This window comes from Leptothrix discophora (assembly GCF_030705305.1).
In the GTDB taxonomy this organism is placed as follows: domain Bacteria; phylum Pseudomonadota; class Gammaproteobacteria; order Burkholderiales; family Burkholderiaceae_C; genus Sphaerotilus; species Sphaerotilus discophorus.
Genome location: NZ_JAUZEE010000002.1, coordinates 292,106 through 311,961 on the forward strand (window position 1 = coordinate 292,106; position 19,856 = coordinate 311,961).

Annotated in this window: 14 protein-coding genes; 8 read left to right on the forward strand and 6 right to left on the reverse strand. The window is 72.0% G+C overall.

Translation table 11 applies throughout. The features are described 5' to 3' along the window. Positions 1-105: 105 nt before the first annotated feature. The 5 genes from Q8X39_RS04910 to Q8X39_RS04930 form a co-directional block, all read right to left on the reverse strand. Positions 106-3,597 (reverse strand): sensor domain-containing protein, encoded by a 3,492-nt coding sequence (locus tag Q8X39_RS04910; protein ID WP_305748519.1) that lies wholly within the window; start codon positions 3,595-3,597, stop codon positions 106-108. After that, positions 3,594-5,444 (reverse strand): PAS domain S-box protein, encoded by a 1,851-nt coding sequence (locus Q8X39_RS04915; protein ID WP_305748520.1) that lies wholly within the window; start codon positions 5,442-5,444, stop codon positions 3,594-3,596. The genes Q8X39_RS04910 and Q8X39_RS04915 overlap by 4 nt, the downstream gene beginning before the upstream one ends. After that, positions 5,441-6,472 (reverse strand): ABC transporter substrate-binding protein, encoded by a 1,032-nt coding sequence (locus tag Q8X39_RS04920; protein WP_305748521.1) that lies wholly within the window; start codon positions 6,470-6,472, stop codon positions 5,441-5,443. The genes Q8X39_RS04915 and Q8X39_RS04920 overlap by 4 nt, the downstream gene beginning before the upstream one ends. 152 nt (positions 6,473-6,624) lie before the next feature. Next, on the reverse strand, positions 6,625-7,710 hold the full coding sequence (gene serC / locus Q8X39_RS04925; RefSeq protein WP_305748522.1) for a 3-phosphoserine/phosphohydroxythreonine transaminase: 1,086 nt from the start codon (positions 7,708-7,710) through the stop codon (positions 6,625-6,627). Between the two features lie 91 nt (positions 7,711-7,801). Further along, positions 7,802-9,493, reverse strand: coding sequence for a bifunctional metallophosphatase/5'-nucleotidase (locus tag Q8X39_RS04930; RefSeq protein ID WP_305748523.1), 1,692 nt, complete (start codon positions 9,491-9,493; stop codon positions 7,802-7,804). 130 nt (positions 9,494-9,623) lie between these two features. Between Q8X39_RS04930 and Q8X39_RS04935 the strand changes: the two genes are divergently transcribed. From Q8X39_RS04935 to Q8X39_RS04950, 4 genes are all read left to right on the forward strand, one after another. Further along, positions 9,624-10,760, forward strand: a complete 1,137-nt coding sequence (locus tag Q8X39_RS04935; RefSeq protein WP_305748524.1) for an NAD(P)H-dependent flavin oxidoreductase — start codon at positions 9,624-9,626, stop codon at positions 10,758-10,760. Then, the gene (locus tag Q8X39_RS04940; protein ID WP_305748525.1) at positions 10,757-12,178 is read left to right on the forward strand and encodes an FAD-binding oxidoreductase; all 1,422 of its coding nucleotides are present in this window, start codon (positions 10,757-10,759) and stop codon (positions 12,176-12,178) included. Before Q8X39_RS04935 ends, Q8X39_RS04940 begins: the two co-directional genes overlap by 4 nt. A 139-nt stretch (positions 12,179-12,317) precedes the next feature. Beyond that, on the forward strand, positions 12,318-14,279 hold the full coding sequence (locus tag Q8X39_RS04945) for a B12-binding domain-containing radical SAM protein (protein ID WP_305748526.1): 1,962 nt from the start codon (positions 12,318-12,320) through the stop codon (positions 14,277-14,279). A 145-nt stretch (positions 14,280-14,424) separates the two neighbouring features. Then, a complete protein-coding gene (locus Q8X39_RS04950; RefSeq protein ID WP_305748527.1) occupies positions 14,425-15,237 on the forward strand; it encodes a mechanosensitive ion channel family protein in 813 nt (270 codons plus the stop codon). Between the two features lie 34 nt (positions 15,238-15,271). On the opposite strand, the gene Q8X39_RS04955 is transcribed toward Q8X39_RS04950, so the two are convergent. Further along, positions 15,272-16,684 (reverse strand): methyl-accepting chemotaxis protein, encoded by a 1,413-nt coding sequence (locus tag Q8X39_RS04955; RefSeq protein WP_305748528.1) that lies wholly within the window; start codon positions 16,682-16,684, stop codon positions 15,272-15,274. A 351-nt stretch (positions 16,685-17,035) separates the two neighbouring features. Here Q8X39_RS04955 and wrbA point away from each other — a divergent pair, with 351 nt between their 5' ends. The 4 genes from wrbA (at position 17,036) to Q8X39_RS04975 (ending at position 19,812) form a co-directional block, all read left to right on the forward strand. After that, complete coding sequence (gene wrbA, locus Q8X39_RS04960; RefSeq protein ID WP_305748529.1) at positions 17,036-17,638, forward strand: NAD(P)H:quinone oxidoreductase; 603 nt, start codon at positions 17,036-17,038, stop codon at positions 17,636-17,638. Between the two features lie 236 nt (positions 17,639-17,874). Next, positions 17,875-18,993: a methyl-accepting chemotaxis protein gene (locus Q8X39_RS04965; protein WP_305748530.1), complete on the forward strand. Its 1,119-nt coding sequence runs from the start codon at positions 17,875-17,877 to the stop codon at positions 18,991-18,993. A 106-nt stretch (positions 18,994-19,099) separates the two neighbouring features. Beyond that, positions 19,100-19,468, forward strand: coding sequence for a response regulator (locus Q8X39_RS04970; RefSeq protein ID WP_305748531.1), 369 nt, complete (start codon positions 19,100-19,102; stop codon positions 19,466-19,468). Next, the gene (locus Q8X39_RS04975) at positions 19,465-19,812 is read left to right on the forward strand and encodes an STAS domain-containing protein (RefSeq protein WP_305748532.1); all 348 of its coding nucleotides are present in this window, start codon (positions 19,465-19,467) and stop codon (positions 19,810-19,812) included. The genes Q8X39_RS04970 and Q8X39_RS04975 overlap by 4 nt, the downstream gene beginning before the upstream one ends. Positions 19,813-19,856: the final 44 nt, after the last annotated feature.

Here is a 19,856-nt window from a genome sequence, read left to right on the forward strand (position 1 = left end):
CGGACACGGGGTCGTCCGACGGGCTGGTGCCGACGGGCCTCCCGACCCCTCCCTTGCCGACCAACGTGACCCTCTGCGGTCATGCCGCGTGCTCACCCCTTGCGGTCAGCCCTCGCCCTCATCCCCTCGCATGCCCTGCACCCGCAGCAGCGCCGCGAACTCGTCCGGGGGGATCGGGCGGCTGCACAGGAAGCCCTGGTAGCGATCGCAGTGCTTGAAGCGCAGGAAGGCCAGCTGGTCGACCGTCTCGACGCCCTCGGCCAGCACGCGGATGCCCAGGCTGTGGCCCATGGCGATGACCGCCGCGGCGATCTCCATGTCGTCCGGGTCGTTGGGGATGTCGGCGATGAAGCTGCGGTCGATCTTCAGCACGTCCAGCGGGAAGCGCTTGAGGTAGGCCAGCGACGAGTAGCCGGTGCCGAAGTCGTCGATCGCGATGCCCACGCCGATCGCACGCAGGCGCTGCAGCACGTGCAGCGCCTCCTGCTCGCGTTCCATCAGCGCGCCCTCGGTCAGCTCCAGCTCCAGGCGTTCGGCCGGCAGGCCGGTCTCGATCAGCGTCTGCATGACCTGGGCCGCCAGGTCGACGTGGCGGAACTGGCGCGGTGACACGTTGACGGCCAGCGTCAGCGGCGGCAGGCCCTCGTCCAGCCAGGCCTTGCCCTGACGGCAGGCCTCGGCCAGCACCCAGGCGCCGATGTCGCCGATCAGGCCGGTGGTCTCGGCCACCGGGATGAAGCGGCCAGGCGGGATCAGGCCGTGTTCCGGGTCCATCCAGCGCACCAGCGCCTCGGCGCCGACGATGCGACCGCTGTGCAGCTCGACCTGCGGCTGGTAGTGCAGCAGCAGCTGGTTCTCGACCAGCGCGCGGCGCAGCCGGGTCTCCAGGTGCAGGCGCTCGCGGGCGGACTGCGTCATCTCGTCGGCGAAGTAGCGGTAGACACCGCGTCCGTCGCCCTTGGCGCGGTAGAGCGCCGCGTCCGCACCTTGCAGCAGCGCCTGCGCGTTCTGGCCGTGGTCGGGGTAGATGCAGATGCCGATGCTCACGCCGACGTTGACCTCCACGCCGTCGCTGCTGCGCCAGGGCTGCGACAGCGCGCCCAGCAGCTCGCTGGCCAGGCGGGCCGCGTCGTCGTCGTAGCGCAGGTCGTGCATCAACAGCGCGAACTCGTCGCCGCCAAGCCGGGCCAGCGTGTCGGACTGGCGCAGCCGGCCGGTCAGGCGCTGCGCGACGTGCTGCAGCAGCTCGTCGCCGGCCAGGTGGCCGTAGCTGTCGTTGATGTCCTTGAAGCGGTCCAGGTCCAGCAGCAGCACGGCCAGGCGGCGGTTCTCGCGCTGGGCCTGGTGCAGCGCCTGCTCGATCTGCTGGTTGAACAGCAGGCGGTTGGGCAGGCGGGTCAGCGGGTCGTGGTGGGCCAGGAATTCGAGCCGGGCCTCCGAGTCCTTCATCAGCGAGATGTCGGCGAACACGCCGACGTAGTGCGAGAACTTGCCGGTGACGTCGCGTACGCCGCTGATCGACAGCAGCTCCGGGACCAGCTCGCCGTCCTTGCGGCGGTTCCAGATCTCGCCCTTCCACTGGCCGGTCTGGTCCAGCTGGGCCCACATCGCCTCGTAGAAGCTGGCCTCGTGGCGGCCCGAGCTGAGCATGCGCGGCGAGCGGCCCATGACCTCCGCCTCGGTGTAGCCCAGCAGGTCGGTGAAGGCCCGGTTGACCGAGACGATGCGGCGCCGGGCGTCGGTGATCATCACGCCCTCCTGGGTGCTGTCGAGCACCTGGGCGGCCAGGCGCAGGCGTTCCTCGTCGCGCAGCCGGTCGGTCAGGTCCGACAGCACGCCCGAGAAGCGCATCGGCTTGCCCTGGGCGTCGCGGTGGCACATGCCGCGGCCGTGGAACCAGCGGTTCTCGCCGTCGTAGCAGAGCATCCGGAAGGTCGCGTCGAAGCGCGTGCCGTCGTCGATCGCATCGCGTGCGGCGGCGCGGGTGCGCTCGCGGTCCTCCGGGTGGACGTGTTCGAGCGGCCGGAACGCCGACGCGAACGGTGCGTCACCGGCATAGCGCAGCAGCCGCTCGCAGCTGCTGGAGTAGCTGCCCTGACCGGTCTGCAGGTCGACGTCCCAGAGGCCGTCGCCGGTGCCGTCGATGGCCAGCAGCAGGCTTTCCTCGGTGCGGCGCTGCGCCTGCCGGGCGTTGCGCTCGCCGGTGATGTCGCGGGCGACACCCAGCACGACCTCGTCGCCGGCGCGGGCGGTGCGCATCTCGAACCAGTGCTCGCCGTCGGGCAGCGCCAGGCTGTATTCGAAGGGATCGGGCTGCTCGCCGGCGAGGGTGCGGCGGATGCGTTCCTCGGCCTGCGCGGCCAGCGCCGGCGGCAGGAACTCGTTCAGGCGCTTGCCGACGAAGCTGTCACGCGGGCCCAGCAGGTTCTGCTCGTTGCTGGTCCAGACATCGACCAGCCGGGCATCGGCGTCGAACAGGAAGATCAGGTCCGGCAGCGCCGAGACCACCGCGCGCAGCTGGGCGGCGCTGGCCGCCAGCGCGACCTGGGCCTCGCGCTGGTCTTCCAGCAGCGACAGCAGCGCCAGGCGCGAGCGCTCGGCCTCGGCCAGCAGCTCGCGGTTGCGCTGGCCGGCCTGTTCGAGCACGTGCAGGTTGTGTCGCTCGCGGGTGACGTCGCGGCCGACCGAGATGACGCCGTGCGGGCGCTGGTCCGGCCCGAGCAGCGGCGAGATCACGAGGTCGATGCTGGCCTGTGCGCCGGCCTCGCCGGTGAGCTGCGCCTCGCGCCGGATCGGCTCGCCACGTTCGAGCACCTGCCGGTCGATGTCGACGGTCTCGCTCGGTGCGCCGCCGCGGTAGACCTCGTCGGGCGTGCGGCCGATGATCTCCGCCGCCGGCCGGCCGATCAGCCGCTCGGCGGCCGGGTTGACCAGCTGGTAGCGCCCGCCGATGTCACGCACCGCCAGGCAGTCGGGGATGCTGCGGATGATCTGTTCGAGCTGGGTGCGTTGCAGGTGCAGCGCGTCCTGAGCGGCACGCAGCTCGCTGATGTCCTGGATGGTCGAGATGAAGCGGGTCGGCGCATGGCCCGCATCGGCCGCGCCGCGCCGCCGGTCCTCGTGCGCGAGGGTGACCGTCAGCAGCACCCAGACCGAGCTGCCGTCCGGACGCAGGTAGCGTTTCTGCATCCGGTAGAAGGGGATGCGGTGGGCCAGCAGCTCGGCCATCTGCTGCAGGTCGGCGTCGAGGTCGTCCGGATGCGTCAGCTCGTGGAAACGCATCGCCAGCAGCTGTTCGGGCGTGCGGGAGACGATCTCGGCATAGCGCCGGTTGACGTGGCTGAGTCGGCCATCGGACTCGGTCAGGCTCATGCCGACATCGGCCAGGTCGATCAGGTCGCGGAACTGGGCATGCGCGGCCTCGGCGATGCGGCGTCGGCGCAGCGCCCAGGCCAGCAGCCCGCCGGCCAGCAGCGCCGCGATCCCGGCCTGGCCCAAGGCCGTCGGCCCCCATCCGGCCGAGCCCAGGGCGGCCACGCCGAGGCTGGCGGCGAGGACAAGTGCAGCGCAGGCGGCCGTGCGGGTCGTGTCGGTCACGTGGGCGTGTCGGGATCGGTCGGGTGGGTGGGGGCGGACGGGCTGCCGGACGCGTCGGCGGGCCCAGGCGCGCGCGCGGCTGCCGGGTCGGAAATTGTCGTCGCCTCGCCGGCCCGGTAACGCGGCGGCAGGCCCAGGCGTGTGCGCAATTCGTTGACCTCGGCCTTCAGTTCGGCAACCCGCTCCTCGCGGTCGATCACGCCGGCCTGCCAGCGCCGCAGCTCGTCGAGCTGGCTGGCCATGCGCTGGTCGGCCTCGCGTTCGCGGCTGGCGTCGATGGCCTGCAGCACATGGCCCTGGAAACGGCCGTCGGCGCTGCGCCGCGGCACGGCCTTGACCAGCACCCAGGCGTGGCTGCCGTCGAGCCGGCGCAGCCGCAGGTTCTGCTCGAAGCTGCCGGGCTGGGCGATGGCGCGACGCCAGTCCATCCAGGCCGCGTCGAGGTCCTCGGGGTGGACCAGGCTGAGCCAGTCGGTCTCGCCCAGCGCCTCCTCGGCCTGGCCGGTCCAGGCCAGCCAGGGCTGGTTGCACCAGACGCTGCGGCCGTTGGCATCGGTCGTCAGGATCAGCGAGTGACCGGCGTTGGCCAGCGCGCGGTAGTGCAGTTCGCTCTCGGCCAGCGCCTGTTCCAGTCGGTAGGACTCGGTCACGTCGCGGAACACGATGACCACGCCGCGCAGTTCGCCGCGCCCGTTGCGCAGCGGCGCGGCGCTGTCGGCGATGTGGGTGCGGCGGCCCTGGCGCGACACCAGCACGGTGTGGTTGGCCAGCCCGACCACCAGGCCGGTTTCCAGCACGCGCTGGACCGGGATCTCGGCCGGCGCGCCGGTCTGGGCATGCTCGATGCGGAAGACCTCGCCGACCGGCCGGCCGCAGGCCTCGTACTCGCGCCAGCCGGTCAGCGCCTCGGCCGCCGGGTTGAGCAGCGTGATGCGCTGCTGCGCGTCGGTGGCCAGCAGCGCGTCGCCGGTCGAATACAGCACGGTCGACAGCCGGTCCTCGCTGGCGAGCAGGTCGTCGCGGTGCTGTCGCAGCGTGTCGACCATGTGGTTGAAGGCGACGGCCAGCTCGGCGACCTCGGCCGGGCCGGTCTCGGGCGCATGCAGGCTCAGGTCGCCACGGGCCCAGCGCTGGCTGATCGCCTGCAGCCGGCCCAGCGGCCGGGCCAGGCCCAGCTGGATGAGCGCGGCAACGACCAGGATCAGCGCCAGCTGGGCCAGCAGCTCGGGTGAACGCTCGCGCACCTCGCGCAGCGCCAGGTCGTCAAGTGCGCCGGCCAGTTCCATGCGCAGGTAGACCACCGAGCTGGCCAGCTGGCGTGGCTGGCGCAGGTCGACGGTGCGACCCAGGTAGCTCTGCAGTCCGGTCAGGCGCGTGCCGTCCGCGCCGACGTGCATCTGCGGCAGGCGCGTGGCCAGGCTGGCGTTCATCCAGGCCGGGTCCCAGTCGGGGATCGTGTCGGCGGCCTGCCGGCCGATCCAGCTGCGCCGGTGGGCATGGCGGATGCGGCCGTCGGCGTCGATCACGGCGACCTCGCGCACCAGCGGAAAGGTCATCAGGTGGCTGATCTCGCGCCAGACGCGGTCGATGTCCAGCGTCTGTCCGGCCGACCCGGTCGACGACAGCGCCGAGGCCGAGCCCGGTTCATCGACGTCGCTGTCGAGCCGCACCAGCCGGTGCATCTCGGTGTGCATCTGGTGGCGTGCGGTCTGGGCCAGCCGGTCGACCGAGGACGTCCGGGCGCTCCACAGGCTCGATCCGGCCGTCGCCAGCAGCATCAGCGCGACGGCCAGCGGCAGGCTCACCCGCAGCGGCAGACGCAGGGCCTTGCGCCAGGGCGACGTCATGTGCTCGCACCCCGGTCGGCGTCGGCCGAAGGCAGCGTCTGCGGCAGCGCCTCGACGCTGCTCAGGCCGTCCAGCGGCGGACGGCGCGGCAGCATGTGGCTCATCTGCATGATCTCGACCAGCGATTCGGCGCTGGCCTGCAGCAGCGGCGCCGAGCCGCCCAGCCACTGCCGGTTGGCGACCAGGTCGGGCAGGAAGAGGCCCTCGTAGGCCTGTTTCAGCTCGGCCGGCGACAGGGCCAGCTGGGCCTGCAGCGAGTCCAGCAGCCGCGCATCGGCCTGCTGCCAGCGCGCCAGCATCTCGAAGTGCGCGGACACGATGCGGCGCAGGCCGACCGGATGCCGTGCCAGCACCTCGCGCCGCACCGCCAGCACGTCGACGATGGCGCCGGGCATGGAGCGGCTGTCGAACAGGCGCTTGCCGCCCAGCGCGATCGCCTGGCTGACGACCGGCTCGAAACTCACCAGCGCGTCGACCTGGTACTCGCGCCAGGCCGAGAGATGTTCGGCCACCGTCATCACCACCGGCTCGACCTGCTCCAGCCGCAGGCCGGCGCTGCGCAGCGCCGCGTGGAGCACCAGCGCGCCGACGGCGCTCTGCTCGACGCCGATGCGCCGCCCGGCCAGGTCGGCCAGGTCGCGCACGCCGGGTCGGGCGACCACCGCGTCGCCGCCGCGCGATTCGTCGAACACCAGCACCGCCACCAGGTCCAGGCCATCGGCCCGCGCGGCCAGCAGCTCGTCGAGCGTCAGCGCGCCGGCCTCGACCGTGCCGGCGGCCAGCGCCTGCAGCACGTCGGACGCCGCCGGCATCTCGATCAGCCGCATCCGCCTCGCATCGAGCCGACCGAGTTCCTGGGCCGCATGCACCAGCGCATAGCCCGGCCAGACGTTGCTGGCCAGGCGCAGCAGCGGCTCGTCCCGGGCGCAGCCGGCCAGCGGCGGCAGGGCCAGCGCGATCGAGCCTGCCGCACCCAGGCGCAGCACCTGCGCCAGCCAGTCGCGGCGGGCAGGGGCGCGGATGGGCATCCGGGGAGGGCGGTCAGGTTCGTGCATCGGGCGCTCGCGGTGGGCTCCAGGGGATCGGGGCCGGATCACCCCAACCGGCGAGCTTGGGGATGCGGGCCGTCGGGCCGGTTGATCTGCATCAAGCGCGGCCTCGCTTCGGAAACGGTTTCGACTCAGCCGTGGCGCCGCGCGAAGTCCTTCATGTGGTCGACCAGGCATTGCACGCCCGCGACCGGCATGGCGTTGTAGATCGACGCGCGCATGCCGCCGACCGAGCGGTGACCCTTGAGCTGGACCATGCCCAGCGCCTCGGCCTCGGCCAGGAAGGGCGCGTCCAGGCGCGCGTCCGGCAGGCGGAAGGGCACGTTCATCCGCGAGCGGTCCGGCAGCGCGACCGGGTTGACGTAGAAGCCGCCGCTGGCATCGATGGTGTCGTACAGCATCGCGGCCTTGCGGCGGTTCTGCGCCTCGATGGCGACCAGGCCGCCCTGCTCCTTGAGCCAGCGGAACACCAGTCCGGCGATGTAGATCGCGTAGGTCGGCGGGGTGTTGAGCATCGAGCCGTTGTCCGACTGCTGCGCGAAGTCGAAGGCGCAGGGCGTGATCGGCAGCGCGTGGCCCAGCAGGTCGTTGCGCACCACCACCAGCGTCAGGCCGGCCGGGCCGACGTTCTTCTGCGCGCCGCCGTAGAGCAGGCCGAACTTCGTCACGTCCAGCGGGGCCGAGAGGATGTTGCTGGAGACATCGGCCACCAGCGGCACGTCGCCGCTGTCGGGCGTCCAGTGGTATTCGACGCCGCCGATGGTCTCGTTCGAGCAGATGTGCACGTAGGCCGCGTCCGGGTCCAGCTTCCAGGTCTCGAAGGCGGGGATGTGGTCGAACTTCGTGGTCGCCGAGCTGGCCACCTCGTTGATGCGGGCATAGCGGCTGGCCTCGCTCATGGCCTTGCTCGACCAGGTGCCGGTGTTGACGAAGTCGATGCTCGTCTTCGAGCCCAGCAGGTTCATCGGCACGATGGCCATCTCGCCGATCGCGCCGCCCTGCAGGAACAGCGTGCGGTAGTCGTCCGGCACGCCCAGCAGCTCGCGGAACAGCGACTGCGCCTCGTCCAGGATGGTCATGAACTGCGGACCGCGGTGGCTCATCTCCATCACCGACATGCCCGAGCCGTGCCAGTCGAGCATCTCCTCGGCGGCCTGGCGCAGCACGCTCTCGGGCAGGACGGCGGGGCCGGAGCTGAAGTTGTGGACGCGGGTCATGCCGGGGCTCTCCTGGGACGGGTCGGGGAGGGTGGGAAAACGGGGTGGGCCGGGGAGGATACCCAATGCGGGCTGCCGGCCCGGGCGGGACTCAATCCAGTTTCTGGATGCGGTCCAGCCGGCCGGGCTGGACGCGGTCGTTGCCGCGGAACCAGACCTCGATCGCGTCAAGGTCCATCAGGCCGGTGCGGCGATCCTCGCCCTGTGCCAGCACGGTGAAGCCGTCGCCGCCGGCGGCCAGGAAGCTGTTGACGGTGACGCGGTAGCGCCGTTGCGGCTCGATCGGCTCGCCGTGCAGCCGCAGGCTGCCGGGCACCACGCGCTGGCCGACCGGCGCGCTGGCGCGCCACTGGTAGCTCAGGCCGCGCGAGACCTGCAGCATGCGCGGCTTGGGCTGGTTGAGCCACTGCTGCTCCAGCACCTGGGCCAGCTGCGCGCCGCTCAGGCTCAGCGTGACGAGGTTGTTGTAGAAGGGCTGGACCGCGAAGACGTCCTCGTAGCGCACCTGGCCGTCGTCGCCCGGCTTCAGGTCGGCGCGCAGGCCGCCGGGGTTCATCAGCGCGATCTGGGCGCCGCCGCTGGACGGGTGTTCGGTCGCCCTGAGCTGCGAGTCGGCGACGACCTGGCCCAGCGTCGATTCGCCGGCGGGGCTCTCGTCGCGCGTCAGCGGCGCGCTGAGGCGCCCGACGATGCGGCGCGCCAGCGGCGCGGCCAGCGGCTCCCAGGTGGCGATCAGGCGGGTCTGCGCGGCCTCGCGGGCGAACTGGTCGTGGCGCACGACGACGTTGGCGGCACGCGCCTCGACCACGTCGCGGCTGCGCCGGTCGATCGTCAGGTCGATCTCGCTGAGCACCGTGCCGTACTTGTCGGCACTGGTCACCAGCCGGCCGGCGATGCGGCAGTTGTAGGCCCGGTGGGTGTGGCCGCTGACGACCACGTCGACGGCCGCATCGAAGCCCTCGACGATCTTCACGATGGGGCCGGAGATCGACGGACATTCGTCCGGTCCGCCGCTCGGGAAGCCGCCCTCGTGGATCAGCACCACGATGGCCTCGACGCCCTGGCCGCGCAGCCCGGGCACCAGCGCGTTGACGGTGGCGACCTCGTCGCGGAATTCCAGCCCGGCCACGCCGCTGGGCGTGACGATGCCCGGCGTGTCCTTGAGCGTCAGGCCGATGAAGGCCACCGGGATGCCCTCGAAGCGCTTGATGACGTAGGGCGGCAGCAGCGGCCGGCCGGTGGCGGTGTCGATCGTGCTGGCGGCCAGGTACTGGAACCTCGCGCCGCCCCAGGACGCGTTCGGGCCGCGGCAGCCGTCCTTCGGGTGGCAGCCGCCCTGCTGCTGGCGCAGCAGCTCGGCGCGGCCCTGGTCGAACTCGTGGTTGCCGACCGCGCTCGCCTCCAGGCCCATCAGGCCCAGCGCCTCGATCGTCGGCTCGTCGTGGAACAGCGCCGACAGCAGCGGGCTGGCGCCGACCAGGTCACCGGCCGCGACGAAGACATGGTTCGGGTTTTTCGCCCGTGCCGCCTGCACCGCGCTGGCCAGGTATTCCGCGCCGCCGGCCGGCACCGCAACGGTCTTGCCCGGATCGGCCGGATCGGCCAGGCGGATGCCGCCCAGCGGGGGCTTCAGGTTGCCGTGGAAGTCGTTGATCGCGATCACCTTGACCCGCACCGGCGGCGGCGGCGTGCTCGCGCAACCGGTCACCAGGGCGGCCAGCAGCAGGACGGACGAGGCCACGCGGAGCGCGGCAGCGGCACGGTTCGGGCGGGGTGCGTTCATGGGTGGCAAGTATCGGCGCGGCATCGCGCGGGAAGGCCGCTGGACAGCGGCGACGCAACACCCGCCTGACCTGCCGCCGGCCCGTGCGGGCAAACTGTCGCGTCTCGATGCTTGTTCGGAAGTCGACGACATGAACCGATGGACCCGCCTGGCCGGCACGCGCCTGCCGCTGATCCAGGCCCCGATGGCCGGCGTGCAGGACCACCGCCTGGCGGCGGCGGCCGGTGCGGCCGGCGCGCTGGCCTCGCTGCCCGTCGCGATGCTCACGCCCGAGGCCCTGCGCGACCAATTCGAGGCCCTGCGTGCGGTCCATGACGGGCCGGTCAACCTCAACTTCTTCTGCCACGTGCCGCCGCAGCCCGACCCGGCCCGGGAGGCCGGCTGGCGCGCCGCGCTGGCGCCCTTCCATGCCGAATGGGGCATCGACCCGGCCACGATCCCGTCCGGTCCGGGCCGCACGCCCTTCGACGCCCCGATGGCCGCGCTGCTGGCCGAGCTGCGGCCGGAGGTCGTCAGCTTCCACTTCGGCCTGCCCGAACAGGCCCTGCTGGACGCGGTGCGCGCGACCGGCGCGCGGGTCATCGCCTCGGCCACCACCTGCGACGAGGCGGTCTGGCTGGCGCGCCAGGGCGTCGACGCCGTGATCGCCCAGGGCCTGGAGGCCGGCGGCCACCGCGGCACCTTCCTGCCCGAGGGCATCGACCTGTTCCGCGCCGACATCGCCCAGGTGCGCGCCATGCCCTTCGACCCGCTGGCCGCGATGCCAGCCCAGCCCGGCCTGTTCGCGCTGCTGCCGCAGGTGGTGCGTGCGGTGCCGGTGCCGGTGATCGCCGCCGGCGGCATCGCCGATGCGGCCGGCGTGCGTGCGGCCTTCGCCCTGGGCGCCTCGGCGGTCCAGGTCGGCACCGCCTTCCTGTGCTGCGACGAGGCGCGGACCTCCGACCTGCACCGCGCCGCACTGCGCGGCAGCGCGGCCGACCGCACGGCGCTGACCAACGTCTACACCGGCCGCCCGGCGCGTGGCCTGGTGACCCGCCTGATGCGCGAACGCGGCCTGCTGGACCCGCTCGCGCCGGCCTTCCCGCTGGCGGGCGCTGCACTGGCGCCGCTGCGTGCGGCGGCCGAGGCGGTCGGCTGTGCCGACTTCAGCCCGCTCTGGTCCGGCCAGAACGCGAGCGGCTGCCGGGCCGTGCCGGCCGCCGAGGTGGTGCGCTCGCTGTTCGACGGCGTGGCCTGGCAGGACGCCCCGGCCGGGGATTCGGCATGAACGACCTGTCGTCGCTGCGCGCGGTCTACGACGGCCGCCTGCTGACCGAGCCGGCCGACATGGCGCCCTTCCTGACCGACTGGCGCGGCAAGTGGACCGGCCGCGCCTGGGCGGTCGCCCAGCCCGACACGGCCGGGCAGGTCGCGGCGATCGTGCGCTGGTGCCATGCCCGCCGCATCCCGGTCGTGCCGCAGGGTGGCAACACCGGCCTGTCCGGCGGCGCGACGCCAGACGACAGCGGCGCGGCGCTGCTGCTGTCGCTGCGCCGGCTGCGGCGGGTGCGCGAGGTCGATCCGCTCAACAACACCATGACGCTCGAAGCCGGCCTGACCCTGCTGGAGGCCCGCCAGGTGGCGCAATCGGCCGGCCGGCTGTTCCCGCTCAGCCTGGCCGCCGAGGGCAGCTGCACCATCGGCGGCAACCTCGCCACCAACGCCGGCGGCGTGCAGGTGCTGCGGCATGGCAACGCGCGCGAGCTGTGCCTGGGGCTGGAGGTCGTCACGGCCGAGGGCGAGCTCTGGTCCGGCCTGCGCGGGCTGCGCAAGGACAACACCGGCTACGACCTGCGCGACCTCTACATCGGCAGCGAGGGCACGCTCGGCGTCATCACCGCCGCCGTGCTCAAGCTGGTGCCGCCGCCGGCCGCGCAGGTGGCGGCCTTCGTCGCGGTGGCCAGCCCGGCCGACGCGGTCGAGCTGCTGCAGCGGGCCCAGGCCGCGCTCGGCCCGCGGCTGACCGCCTGCGAGCTGGTCAGCGACGTCTGCCTCGGCCTGGTCGAACGCCACATGCCGGCCTGCCGCTCGCCGCTGGCGCGGCGTTCGCCGTGGTACGTGCTGATCGAGCTCAGCGAGCCGCGCGACGAGGCTGCCGCGCTGGCCGCGCTGGCGTCGCTGCTGGGCGACGCGCTGGAAGCCGGCCGGGTGCAGGACGCGGCCGTGTCGAGCTCGCTGGCGCAGTTCAAGGCCCTGTGGGCCTTGCGCGAGAACGTCTCCGAGGCCCAGGGTGCCGAGGGCCGCACCATCAAGCACGACATCGCGTTGCCGATCTCGCGCCTGGCCGACTTCATCACCCGCACCGATGCCGCCATCGCCGCGCGCTGGCCCGGCCTGCGCCTGGTCACCTTCGGCCACCTGGGCGACGGCAACCTGCACTACAACGTCTCGCCACCCGCCGACCGCTGCGGCCCGGCCGGTTCCGCCGACGCGGCCTGGTTCCTGTCCCACGAGGCCGACCTGAACCGCCTGGTCCACGACGCCGTCGCCGCGCTGGGCGGCTCCATCTCCGCCGAACACGGCCTGGGCGTGCTGCGGCGCGACGAGGCGGCGCGCTACAAGAGCCCGGTCGAACGGGCGTTGCAGGCTGCCCTCAAGCAGGCGCTGGACCCTTCCGGGATCATGAATCCCGGCAAGGTGATGTGAGCCCCTCGCCCGGCGGGTACGCCGGTCGATCCCCCTGGGGATGCGGGCCGGCTTGGGGCGGCCCGGCGCTCGGCCCGAAAGCCCTCGTGATGCCTGGGGTGCCGGACAATCCGGGCGCTCCTTCCTGCCTCCGCCCCGCATGCCCCTGCCCACCACCCTCAGCCCCACGCCGCGCATCCTGAGCGTCATCGCGCCGATGACGCAGCTCAACACGCCCTATCCGTCGAGCGCCTACCTGACCGGCTTCCTGCGTTCACGCGGACACCAGGCCGTGCAGGAGGACCTGGCGCTGGCGCTGGCGTTGCGGCTGCTGTCGCGCGAGGGGCTGGGTGCCGTGCGGGAGCGCATCCTGGCGATGCCGGACGGGCAGCGCGGGCCGCTGGCGCAGGGCTTCCTGGACGAGGCCGGGCGCTACCTCGCGACCATCGGTCCGGCCATCGCCTTCCTGCAGGGCCGCGACAGCACCATCGCCCACCGCATCGTCAGCCGGGCCTTCCTGCCCGAGGGGCCGCGCTTCGCCAGCCTCGATGCCTACGAGGATCCCGACGATCCGGACGGCGGCGACCCGCTCGCCTGGGCCTTCGGTGCGCTCGGTCAGCAGGACCGCGCGCGGCACCTCGCGACGCTCTACCTCAACGACCTGGCCGACGTGGTGCGCGAGGCCATCGACCCGCGCTTCGAGTTCGTCCGCTATGCCGAGAGCCTGGCGATGAGCCAGCCGACCTTCGACCCGCTGGCGCAGGCCCTGGCCGCACCGCCGACGCTGGTCGACGAGCTGCTGCACGGCCTGACGATGGACGCCTTCGCGCGCCACCGGCCCGAGGTCGTGCTGGTCTCGGTGCCCTTCCCGGGCGCGGTCTACGCGGCCTTCCGGATCGCGCAGGCGATCAAGGCCCACGCGCCGGCCACCGTCATCGTGCTGGGCGGCGGCTACGTCAACACCGAGCTGCGCACGCTCGACGACGCCCGCGTGTTCGACTGCTTCGATGCCGTCACGCTCGACGGCGGCGAGCGCCCGCTGCTGGCGCTGCTGGAGCACCTGTGCGGCCGGCGCGGACCGAGCCGGCTGGTGCGGACCTTCGTGCGCGATCTGCCCGATGCCGATCACCCGGAAGGCCGCGTGCGGCTGGTCAACTTCGTCGAACCGGACATCCCCTTCGAGCAGGTCGGCACGCCGACCTGGGACGGCCTGCCGACCGACCGCTACCTGTCGCTGCTGGACATGCTCAACCCCATGCACCGGCTGTGGAGCGACGGGCGCTGGAACAAGCTCACCGTCGCGCACGGCTGCTACTGGAAGAAGTGCAGCTTCTGCGACGTCGGGCTGGATTACATCGGCCGCTACGACGCGGCCGGCGCCGAGGTGCTGGTCGACCGCATCGAGGCGATCGTGGCCGAGACCGGCCAGACCGGCTTCCACTTCGTCGACGAGGCCGCGCCGCCGAAGTCGCTCAAGGCCCTGGCCGCCGAGCTGCAGCGTCGCGGCACGGCCATCAGCTGGTGGGGCAACGTGCGCTTCGAGAAGAGCTACAGCCGCGAGCTGTGCGAGCAGCTCGCCGACAGCGGCTGCATCGCCATCTCGGGCGGGCTGGAGGTCGCCTCGGACCGGCTGCTGGCGCTGATGAAGAAGGGCGTCTCGGTCGACCAGGTCGCGCGCGTCACGCGGGCCTTCACCGAGGCCGGCATCCTGGTCCATGCCTACCTGATGTACGGCTTCCCGACCCAGACCGTGCAGGACACCGTCGACGCGCTGGAATACGTGCGCCAGCTGTTCGCCGAGGGCTGCATCCAGTCGGGCTACTTCCACCGCTTCGCCTGCACCGTGCACTCGCCGGTCGGCCTCGACCCGGCGGCCTACGGCGTCACGCTGCGGCCGCTGCCCGAGCCGCCACCGGGGCGCGTCTTCGCCCGCAACGACATCGGCTTCGACGACCCGACCGGCGTCGACCACGACGCCCTCGGCATCGGCCTGCGCAAGGCGCTCTACAACTACATGCACGGCATCGGCCTGGAAGAGGACGTGCGCCAGTGGTTCGACTTCCACGTCCCCAAGACCCGCATCAACCGCCAGCGCATCGCCCGGGCGCTGGCCGAGGGTTGACCGGGCGGCTGCCCCACCCCTGTGGCGCCCCGGCCTCAGCCGTGATGGAAGGCGCAGATTCTGCTTGGGTTGTAACCCTGAATCGGCAGAATCGCGCGCCGAGCGCCGGCACCTGCCGGTGCCGTCCACACCGGAGGGAACCGAGATGAACATGCAGGCCATCGAGAGCTTTCTCAGCACCACGCTGACCGAACTCGCCATCAAGATCGCCGCGGCGATCGCGTTCTGGATCATCGGCCGCTGGCTGATCGGCAAGGTGGTGTCGGTGATGCAGGCGGCGATGAACCGCAGCGCCGTCGATCCGACGCTGACCAAGTACCTGGGCTCGATCGTCGCCATCGCGCTGAACATCACCCTGGTGCTGGGCATCCTGGGCTATTTCGGCATCCAGACGACCTCGTTCGCGGCGATGCTGGCGGGTGCCGGCGTGGCGATCGGCGCGGCCTGGAGCGGCATGCTCGGCAACTTCGCGGCCGGCGCCTTCATGCTGGTGCTGCGGCCGTTCAAGGTCGGCGACTTCGTCCAGATCGGCGGCACGGTGGGCACGATCCACGAGCTGGGCCTGTTCGGCACGGCCATCATCACGCCCGATAACGTGCTGACCCTGATCGGCAACACCAAGATCTTTGCCGAGAACATCGTCAACTACTCGGCCCGCCCGGTGCGCCGCGTCGAGCGCACCGCCCAGCTGGCCGGCAGCGTCGATCCGCTCGACGCCATCGCCCGCTTCAAGGCGGCGGTCGCGCAGATCCCGAACGTCGCCACCAGCCCGGCGCCGGAGGTGAACCTGCTGGACATCAACCTGGTCGGCTGCGTCATCTCGGTGCGCCCGTACTGCCACACCGACCACTACTGGCAGGTCTATTTCGACACCAACGAGACGATGGTGCGGGTCTGCCAGGAAGCCGGCTGGCCCGCGCCGACGCCGGCCCAGATCGTCCGGACCGTCGCGGCCTGAACGAGCGCGGCGGCTCGGCCGCTGCGTGCAGGGCTCAGGACGCGACGCCGAAGCCGTCCAGCACCTTCGACAGCCGACCGGCCTGCTCGCTCAGGCTGGCGGCGGCGGCGGCCGACTGCTCCACCAGCGCGGCGTTCTGCTGGGTCATGCGGTCGAGCTGCTCGACCGCGTCGTTGACCCGGGCGATGCCGCCGGACTGCTCGTCCGACACGCTGCTGATCTCGGCCAGCGTGTCCGAGACGCGCTGCACCGACTGCACGATCTCCTGCATGGTCGAACCGGCCCGCTGGACCAGCACCGCGCCGGCCTCGACCTGCGTCATCGAGCCGCCGATCAGCGACTTGATCTCGCGCGCCGCCTCGGCCGATCGACCGGCCAGGCTGCGCACCTCGCTGGCGACGACCGCGAAGCCGCGGCCCTGCTCGCCGGCACGGGCGGCCTCGACGGCGGCGTTGAGCGCCAGGATGTTGGTCTGGAAGGCGATGCCGTCGATCACGCCGATGATGTCGCCGATCTTGCGCGAGCTGGCCTCGATGCGCGACATGGTGCCGACCACCTCCGAGACCTCGGCGCCACCGCGATGGGCGACCACGGCCGCGCTGCCGGCCAGCTCGTTGGCCCGTCGGGCCGACTGGGCCGACTGCTGCGCCGAGCCGGTGATGTCGGCCATCGACGAGGCCGCCTGCTGCAGGCTGGAGGCGGTCTCCTCGGTCCGGTTGGACAGGTCGATGCTGCCTTGCGCGATCTCGTGGCTGGCCTGGTCGACATGGCCGACCGACTGCTGCAGCGCCTGCACCGCCTCGCGGACCTGGACCAGCGCCCCGCGCAGCGCCGCGCCGGCGGGGGTGCGGGCCTCGGCGCTGGCGCTGCTCAGGTCGATGCGGGCGTGGCCGTGGGTGCGGTCGCCCTGCAGGCGCTCGACCATCCCCGCGAGTTCCAGGCCCTGGCGGGTCTGCTCGCGCATGGTCATCGCGAAGGTGACCTCCAGCGCCGTCTGCAGCACCACGTAGGTGGCATGCAGGAAGACCGCCGGCAGGCTGGGCGAGGTGATGCAGTAGACCTCCAGCCCGGCCGCCTGCAGGCGGTCGAAGCCGACGTGATGGACCGCGAACAGCCCGGCGGTGAAGACGATCGGCCGCCAGTCCTGGTAGACCAGCAGCAGCGCGAGCAGCGCGAAGACGCCGAAGTGGAACTCGCTCGTGCCGCGTCCCAGCTGGATGTGCAGCGCCACCGAGGCCGCCAGCGTGGCCGACAGCACCAGCCGCGACAGCAGCGTGCCGCGCGCCATGCCGACCGCCGCGCCACCCAGGGCCAGCAGCAGCGCCGAGCCGATCAGCGCCAGGCCCATGCCGCCGTAGTGGCTGGCGATGGCCACCGCGGCCGCTGCGCTGGCGGCCAGCGTCGCCAGCAGGATGACGTCGGCACGGTCGCCAACGCTGTTGCGCACCGAAGGGCTCGGGCGGGAAAGGGATCGGGATGGCACAGGGGACTCCGGGGACAGCAGGAATCCATGCAGTCTGGGGTCCGCACCTGGGCATCCAAGGGCGGAACAGGGGCGGCGCAGTCGGGCTCTTCGTTTTCCTTGATGGGCGTGCGGCCGCCGATGCCGGGTGCCGGCGGGCCCGCCGGCCCGACCCACCCGGCCCCGGCACCGTTCGCCGCGATTGAACGCAAGGCTCAAAACCATCGGGCCTGCGTGGCGCCCGTCCTTCCCACAATGCAGGTGTCCGCTGCGACGGTGCCCTTCGGGCGTGCGCGCCGCGGTCCCCATCCACAGTCGTCAGCGCAGGAGTCATCCATGGCCAAGGTTCTCGTTCTCTATCACAGCTTCTACGGTCACGTCGAAGCGATGGCCCATGCCGTCGCCGCCGGCGCGCGCGAGGTCGCCGGTGCCCAGGTGGACGTCAAGCGCGTGCCCGAGACCGTGCCCGCCGACATCTTCGCCAAGGCCCACGGCAAGGCCGACCAGGCCGCCCCGATCGCCGAGCCGGGCGAGCTGGCGAACTACGACGCGATCATCTTCGGCACCGGCACCCGCTTCGGCAACATGACCGCCCAGATGCGCAACTTCCTGGACCAGACCGGCGGCCTGTGGGCGACCGGCGCGCTGGTCGGCAAGGTCGGCTCGGTGTTCGTCTCCAGCGCGACCCAGCACGGCGGCCAGGAAAGCACCATCCTGACCTTCATCCCGACCCTGCTGCACCACGGCATGGTCTACGTCGGCCTGCCCTATGCCGAACAGCGCCAGACCGGCCTGGACGAGATCAAGGGCGGCAGCCCCTACGGCGCGTCGACCATCACCGGCAGCAACGGCGAGCGCATGCCCAGCGAGCAGGAGCTCGGCATGGCCGGCTTCCAGGGCCGCCACGTGGCGACGATCGCGACCAAGCTGTTCGGCTGACACGGCCAGGACGCATGTCGCATGCAGGCCGCCTCCGGGCGGCCTTTTTCATGTCCGCCCGATCGCGTCGCCGGGCGCCAGCGGGCAAACCGGGTTGACCTGGATCAAGGGGGTCCCGATCCCGGCCCCGATCGGCGGTCTGGGCCGGGATCACCCCTTTCTTCGGGCTATCCGGATGGCGGCCAGCAGCGAAAGTCTCGACACCCCGTCGTGTCCCGACCTCACCTGCTGTTGCCATGTTCTCACTCACCTCTCTCCTCTGGCCGGCCCTGTTCACCGCGGCCTGGCTGTGTGCCGGCCTGCTGCAGATCGGCTGGGCCGGCTGGCTGACGGGCGCACTGCTCGCGGCCTGGGCGCTGGGTCTGCCGCAGCGCTGGCGTGACCGGCTGGCCGGTGGCGCGCCGCACGAGGCGTCCCAGGTCGTCTCGGTCAGCGAGGCGGCCCGTCGCATCGACGAGGCCACCCAGCTCTGGACCCAGCACATCCAGGGCGCACAGGCGCAGATGCGCGAGGCGACCGAGCGCCTGATTGGCGGCTTCCGATCCATCCTCGACCAGCTCGACGAGATCACCCATGCCGATGCCGGCACCGACGACGACTCGGCGCTGGTCCAGCGCGTGAACATGCTGGCCGACTGCGAACGCGAGCTGCGCGCACTGGTGCAGGGCTTCGGTGCCTTCATCGAGTCGCGTGACCAGATCCTCGGCACCGTGCGTTCGCTGGACCGGGTCTCCAGCGGCCTGCGCACCATGGCCGAGGACGTCGACGGGCTGGCCCGCCAGACCAACCTGCTGTCGATCAACGCGGCCATCGAGGCGGCCCGCGCCGGTCCGGCCGGACGCGGCTTCGGCGTCGTCGCCGCCGAGGTGCGACGCCTGTCGACCGCCTCGGGCGAGACCGGCCGGCGCATCGGCGAGCAGGTCCGCCAGTTCGGCGAGCAGGTCCAGGACACGCTGGCCCAGGCCACCGAACGGGTGCGCGACGACCAGAGCCTGATCCAGCAGTCGGAGAAGACCGTCAGCGCGGTGATCGAGCGGGTCGACCACACGGTGGAGGTGCTCAACGCCCGCACCGTCGACCTCGCCCAGCGCAGCGACGCGGTGCGCGGCCAGGTCGAGCAGCTGCTGATCGCCTTCCAGTTCCAGGACCGGGTGCAGCAGATCCTCGACCAGATCACCCAGTCGATGGCCTCGACGCGGGCCTGCCTGCACGAGGCCGCCGAGACCGGCCGGATGCCGCAGGCGCAGGACTGGGAGGCGCTGCTGAGCGCGGGCTACACGACGGCCGAGCAGAAGGACCTGAGCATCGATCCGGGCCAGGCCACGCAGGCCTCCGGCGGCGCGGTGTTCTTCTGACGCCGGATGTCCATCGGTCGGTTTTTCACCGTCTTTTTCGGCTTTCGGGCCGCCACGGGTCGACCGATCCTCACCACCTGATCCCTACCTTCACGGCGTTCCGCTCATGAGCAAGACCATCCTGATCGTCGACGACTCGGCCTCCTTGCGCCAGGTCGTCTCCATCGCGCTGACACGAGCCGGCTACGACGTGATCGAGGCCGGCGACGGCATGGACGCGCTGACCAAGCTCGACGGCCGCAAGATCAACCTTGTCGTCAGCGACGTGAACATGCCGCGCATGGATGGCATCACCTTCGTCTCGCAGATGAAGGCCAATGCCCGCTACAAGTTCACCCCGGTGATCATGCTGACCACCGAGAACGGCGGCGACCGCATGCAGCAGGGCAAGGCGGCCGGGGCCAAGGCCTGGATCGTCAAGCCCTTCAACCCGCCGGTGCTGCTCGACGCCGTGGCCAAGCTGGTGCTGCCATGAACGACGCCGTCGCAACGGACACCGCCCTCGCGGCAACGCCTGCCGTGAGCTGCACGCTGCCCGCCGAACTCACCATCTTCACCGCCGCCGAGACCCGCGATCGCCTGCTGGCCCTGCTGGCCCGGGCCGAGGCCGAGGACCTGCCGCTGCACGTGGACGCGTCCGAGGTGCTCGACGTCGACGGCGCCGGCGTGCAGCTGCTGGTCTCGCTGTCGCGGCAGTGCGAGCGCGACCGGCGTTTCCTGCGCCTGCTGTCGCCCGCCGACGCGCTGGTGCGTGCCTGCCAGGTGCTGGGCCTGAGCTTCTGGCTGTCCGCGCAGACGCCGAGCGCCGACACCGCCTGATGTCCCTTGCGGCGTGCGCAGCGCCGCTCCCGCCTTCTTCCACC

What these genes read in the sequence shown, in the direction of transcription:
- Q8X39_RS04975 (WP_305748532.1), top strand. Translation starts at nt 19,465, where the DNA reads ATGAACGACGCCGTCGCAACGGACACCGCCCTCGCGGCAACGCCTGCC.
- serC (WP_305748522.1), bottom strand. Translation starts at nt 7,710, where the DNA reads ATGACCCGCGTCCACAACTTCAGCTCCGGCCCCGCCGTCCTGCCCGAG.
- Q8X39_RS04920 (WP_305748521.1), bottom strand. Translation starts at nt 6,472, where the DNA reads ATGCCCATCCGCGCCCCTGCCCGCCGCGACTGGCTGGCGCAGGTGCTG.
- wrbA (WP_305748529.1), top strand. Translation starts at nt 17,036, where the DNA reads ATGGCCAAGGTTCTCGTTCTCTATCACAGCTTCTACGGTCACGTCGAA.
- Q8X39_RS04965 (WP_305748530.1), top strand. Translation starts at nt 17,875, where the DNA reads ATGTTCTCACTCACCTCTCTCCTCTGGCCGGCCCTGTTCACCGCGGCC.
- Q8X39_RS04935 (WP_305748524.1), top strand. Translation starts at nt 9,624, where the DNA reads ATGAACCGATGGACCCGCCTGGCCGGCACGCGCCTGCCGCTGATCCAG.
- Q8X39_RS04940 (WP_305748525.1), top strand. Translation starts at nt 10,757, where the DNA reads ATGAACGACCTGTCGTCGCTGCGCGCGGTCTACGACGGCCGCCTGCTG.
- Q8X39_RS04950 (WP_305748527.1), top strand. Translation starts at nt 14,425, where the DNA reads ATGAACATGCAGGCCATCGAGAGCTTTCTCAGCACCACGCTGACCGAA.
- Q8X39_RS04930 (WP_305748523.1), bottom strand. Translation starts at nt 9,493, where the DNA reads ATGAACGCACCCCGCCCGAACCGTGCCGCTGCCGCGCTCCGCGTGGCC.
- Q8X39_RS04915 (WP_305748520.1), bottom strand. Translation starts at nt 5,444, where the DNA reads ATGACGTCGCCCTGGCGCAAGGCCCTGCGTCTGCCGCTGCGGGTGAGC.
- Q8X39_RS04945 (WP_305748526.1), top strand. Translation starts at nt 12,318, where the DNA reads ATGCCCCTGCCCACCACCCTCAGCCCCACGCCGCGCATCCTGAGCGTC.
- Q8X39_RS04970 (WP_305748531.1), top strand. Translation starts at nt 19,100, where the DNA reads ATGAGCAAGACCATCCTGATCGTCGACGACTCGGCCTCCTTGCGCCAG.